Annotated in this window: 6 protein-coding genes; all 6 read right to left on the bottom strand. The window is 59.5% G+C overall.

Annotated features, from left to right (window positions below; all coding sequences use genetic code 11):
- Positions 1–9: 9 nt before the first annotated feature.
- On the bottom strand, positions 10–354 hold the full coding sequence (locus OXF11_16215; protein MCY4488639.1) for a hypothetical protein: 345 nt from the start codon (positions 352–354) through the stop codon (positions 10–12).
- Positions 355–417: 63 nt separating this feature from the next.
- Complete coding sequence (locus OXF11_16210; GenBank protein MCY4488638.1) at positions 418–795, bottom strand: hypothetical protein; 378 nt, start codon at positions 793–795, stop codon at positions 418–420.
- Between the two features lie 192 nt (positions 796–987).
- Positions 988–1452, bottom strand: a complete 465-nt coding sequence (locus tag OXF11_16205) for a hypothetical protein (GenBank protein MCY4488637.1) — start codon at positions 1450–1452, stop codon at positions 988–990.
- A 10-nt stretch (positions 1453–1462) separates the two neighbouring features.
- On the bottom strand, positions 1463–2767 hold the full coding sequence (locus OXF11_16200; GenBank protein MCY4488636.1) for an AAA family ATPase: 1305 nt from the start codon (positions 2765–2767) through the stop codon (positions 1463–1465).
- A gap of 13 nt (positions 2768–2780) precedes the next feature.
- Positions 2781–3347 carry an RNA ligase family protein gene (locus OXF11_16195; GenBank protein ID MCY4488635.1) on the bottom strand — a complete coding sequence of 189 codons (567 nt, stop codon included), beginning with the start codon at positions 3345–3347 and terminating at the stop codon, positions 2781–2783.
- Between the two features lie 580 nt (positions 3348–3927).
- Positions 3928–4221, bottom strand: a 294-nt coding sequence (locus OXF11_16190; protein ID MCY4488634.1) for a hypothetical protein, incomplete at its 5' end; no start/stop codon positions are given.

Raw genomic sequence — 4221 nt, 5'->3', positions numbered from 1 at the left:
GTCGCCCCGCTACAGGGCGGCGCGCCGCGCGCGGTCCCTGACGCCCGCGGAGTAGCGCGAGTTGGGCCGGGTGCTCGACGAGGCGGAGGCCGACGGCACGGTGTTCCCCCCGGCGATCCCCGCGCTCCGTCTGCTGCTGCTCACGGGCTGCCGCCGGAACGAGATCCTGACGCTCAGGTGGGACGACGTGGACCACACGGCGGGAGAGCTTCGGCTGAGGGACGGCAAGACGGGATGGCGCAGCGTGCCGCTCACGCCGGCGGTGGAGACGGTGCTGGCGGGGATACCCCGGACAAAGGACAACCCGTGGGTGATCGCGGGGCGGAAGCCCGGAACGCGCCTCGCGAACCTCAATGCGATCGGGATGAGGCTCCGCAGGCGGGCAAGGCTCGACGACGTGCGGCTCCACGACTGCCGTCATTCGCCGCCTCTACCTCGCCGTTCAGCAACATGCGGGTGCGGATGGTGGGTCCGCCGTCGTGGCGCAACTGGCCCCGGTCCTTGTCGCAGTGGCCCGCCAGCATCTTGTAGGTCATGTAATGGGAGCCGGTTCTGGTGCTGGATCGAGATGGGCACGTCCGCCAGGTCGTCGAGCCGGTCGTAATTGGAATCACCCCTGACGATGATGGCCATGGTGGCCACGCTCTCGCGGCGTCCCAGGATCCAGCCGTCGGCGGCGCGCTTGATCACTCCCCACTCGCACTTGTTGTAGCCTTCCAGGTCGCCGCACTCGTAGTCCGAGGCGATGGGGCGCTCGAACACGTCGGCGGGCCGAAGCTGCGAGTCCGGCGTCACCACCTCCGGGGCGACGATCAGAAACTTAGCACAACCGATCCGACGATGTAATCGACATCCACCGTCCACACACCGGCCACGAGCCTCTCGGCAGGAAAGCCCACAGCACACGTCGCCCACACGCTCCACCGCAAGCGGCGGCATCTGAAGCCCGCACACACTCACCCGTTCCCCGACGACAGACCAAGACCGTCAGGGTCTTCTGTCATAACCTTGGAGATCCTTACGATCGAGCGTCCACACCGCAACCCTCATTCGCGGAAACTTGGCGCAGGCCTGTTCAAAGGCCCGGACAATCGAATGATCGCCAATACCGCGCTCTCTCATCGCTGAATCAGGGAAGTCATCCAACCACGAGACAAGCGTGGTGTTGTCGGGAAGAGGCGCCAACACCCACGGCATGGACTCTTCGACCGCCCACCTCACCGTCTTTACGAACCTCTCCGCGCATTGGCGCCTCTGGTTGCCATCGCCGTTCTGAGCAATGTGGTTGCCAGTTTCCAGCACCGTGGCAATCGGCAGAAATAGATGATCGCCCTTGTGGATATGCTCCTTCAATTGTTCCTTAACTTGGACCTGTCGATGGTGATCGCTCTTGACCGGCACATTGAGTATTTCCACAAATATCGATGTATCGACAAGGAAAATATCCGCCATCCGTGTGTCCTCACACGTCGCGCAGGTGTTCCTCAACCCACGCAAGAGCCTGTCGCTTCAGTTCGTCGCTGGAGAGTCGATGTTTCACGAAACTGTCAAGCGCACGAGTCGTCAAGAGCCGTCCCAGCGGGCCTTGTATCACCAGCTTCGGATAGTCCGGGATGTCCTCCAGCCGGATCAGGCGACTCGACCCAGACACCTTGTCCCTGTAACAGAACACCACCTGCGGGACTGCGATACTAGGCAACGCGTCCAGCAATGCGGGATTGTGGGTGGTGATCAATATCTGCAACCGTCGGTCTGTCGCAACCTGAGCAATGCGTTCAAGGAGAGTCTCGACGCGGCTGGGGTGAACGCCGTTGTCGATTTCTTCCACCACCACAATGCCGTTCTCAGGCGCCGACAGTACGGCACTCGCCACTGCGAGTATACGCAGTGTTCCGTCCGACAACTGCGAAGCGTCGTACTGTGTCGCCGTTCCCCCGAACGTTTCCTTCAGCGCTACCATCACGTCGCCGCGTGGTGTGTCAAGGAAGACGATGTCCTCAATGTTTTGTTCCGGCAAATCCCGAACGAATGCCAGCACCCTGGCTTTCGATCCCTCTTTGCGGCAGAGATTATACAGCACGCCTGAGAGATTATTCCCGTTCTCCGACAGCGAAACTTCGTTGCGGTAACTGTAGCCACGCATTCCCTCGGGCCGCGGATCCAGAAAAATGATGTTTTCCAACAAGTTCTGGTAACAGCGCGCGAACTTGGGCACTGTCTCTCGGGCCTTCTTGTGAGTAGCAGGGAATGGCGCGGGATTTTGCAGTTGCGCGAGGACCGACATCTGATCCGTACACCGAATCCGTGGCTTTTTTCCGCCGCGCGCAAAGTTGTCGTAGGCTACCTCGATATCACTGGTGACACCGCTTGCAGGCGATACCACCTCGAAGAGTGGAACAACCGTGCCGGAACCTTCTATTCTTTCGTCTCGAATATGAAGCCTGTCTTCGTCCCGCAACTCCAATGTGATCCTATAGTCGGGGTAATCCTCGAAGTTCGTCTGGCAGTGAAACGAGAAGACTCGACTGCCGCCAAAGCCGAGACCGGTCAGAGGACCGCGTAGACTGCCACCGATTTGACCGGGACGAATCGTGTGGAGTTGCGCGCCGCGGACGATGGTGGACAACAGGCGGAGCCCTTCAAGGAGATTACTCTTTCCGGAGGCGTTCGCACCGATGAGCACGCTCAGGGGCGAGTCCCGCCCGAACACCAAAACTGCTTCGTCGTCATAACTCTTGAAGTGGGTGAGACCGAATTGAGTCAACATCCGCTGCTCCCTTTCAAACAACTGCGGGGAATGTTCGGCATGGCCGCCACCGTCGCCGCCAATGCTTCGTCGTCTGCACATGCCCGCAACGGACGCTTTTGCACACGTTCTTCACGAAGTCACTCGCAGGAAAGCCCTCCGCCACTCGCAACACTACCCCTTCTCGCTCACCACCCAAGGCCGACGGCTCCGAGTGTGCCGCCACGACAAACCGCATTACCGCATCAACAGAAGGGAAGGAACCCCGAAACAGGACAGGCACGACCGGAATTGCCCGCTTCTGCGCATACCGCTCAAGATCCGCAAAGGATACAAAGTCATCCTCCTCGTTGCGGAGCGCAAAGGCATAGAACGTCATGTCTTCGGCAACAGGAGCGTACTCTATGCTGTGCACGGCATAGATGTCCTCTCCGTAAAGAAATACCCCCGACTCCTGCACCTTCCATGCATGATGCTTCTTTACCATTGCCATCCACTTTTCATTGGATGGCTCGGATACACTGCGCGAATAGACATGCCCACAGTGGAGCAGCGTGTTGCCACCGTCCAGTTTCTCGGTTATTACCACCTCCCGATCCACGAAACGGCTTGTCTCCACGGAAGGACTGCCCTCGTCACGCGTGGGTGAGTAGGGCCAATACGGGGTACTCGGGTACTTCTTCGTCATGGCCTCGGAGCCAGCCCTTCCACCAGACAGCGCACAGTACATTATGAGCAGCCGCCAGTTGCGACCCACACTCTACCATGAGATCTCGCCGAATGCCCGTGCGCCTCCACTGGACGGGACCTCGCCATGAGACAACCATGGAAGACGAAGGCCATTTCCACCCAGCGTAGGCCAGGACACCGCAAAGAGCGAAGTCGCGCGACGCATTACTGTTTGATCCACTCCCAAACCTCTGTGATAGATTGGACGATTTGGGGGTGATCCTGCATGCTGTTCCGATTCGTATCGCAGTGCCAACCGACATCCCAACCGATGAACGATCGCTCGCGTGTACCTGACGCTTCCGATCCAGAAGTAGACCCCCCAGCCATGATTCCCCTATTTCTGCCACCGTGCCGGCAACATCCGGGCTGCAGTGCGCCATCCCAAGCACTCGATTGAGAGCTTGTTCTCTCAGCGTGATTTCAAGTCACGCCACGTCTACGCATGCCATTCAGAGACGCGTGCGCACCACGGGAGCCACTTGCCGTACCCAATTCTCGTGAAGAGCTTTCCATTCCGGATCGTGGTGCCCCAACCCAGCGGCCTGCCTTGGGTGGACGAGCGGCAACAGCTTTAAGGCACGACCCTTGATGACGAGATCGTCCAGCAGGCCGTAGGACTGCGAGGCCTTCCCGTACGCTTCGAGTGAAGCCTTGGTACCGAACGCCGTCCCAAACCACTTAAGGGGATCATCGCCCAATGTGACTAGCACCTCAGCGGTTGATTCCACCAACTCGTCGGCAAT

The organism is Deltaproteobacteria bacterium (assembly GCA_026712905.1).
In the GTDB taxonomy this organism is placed as follows: Bacteria; Desulfobacterota; Binatia; order UBA9968; family JAJDTQ01; genus JAJDTQ01.
Note: the sequence above shows the minus strand (reverse complement) of the source record. Positions and strands in the feature narration are given on the sequence as shown.

What these genes read in the sequence shown, in the direction of transcription:
- OXF11_16200 (MCY4488636.1), bottom strand. Translation starts at nt 2,767, where the DNA reads ATGTTGACTCAATTCGGTCTCACCCACTTCAAGAGTTATGACGACGAA.
- OXF11_16205 (MCY4488637.1), bottom strand. Translation starts at nt 1,452, where the DNA reads ATGGCGGATATTTTCCTTGTCGATACATCGATATTTGTGGAAATACTC.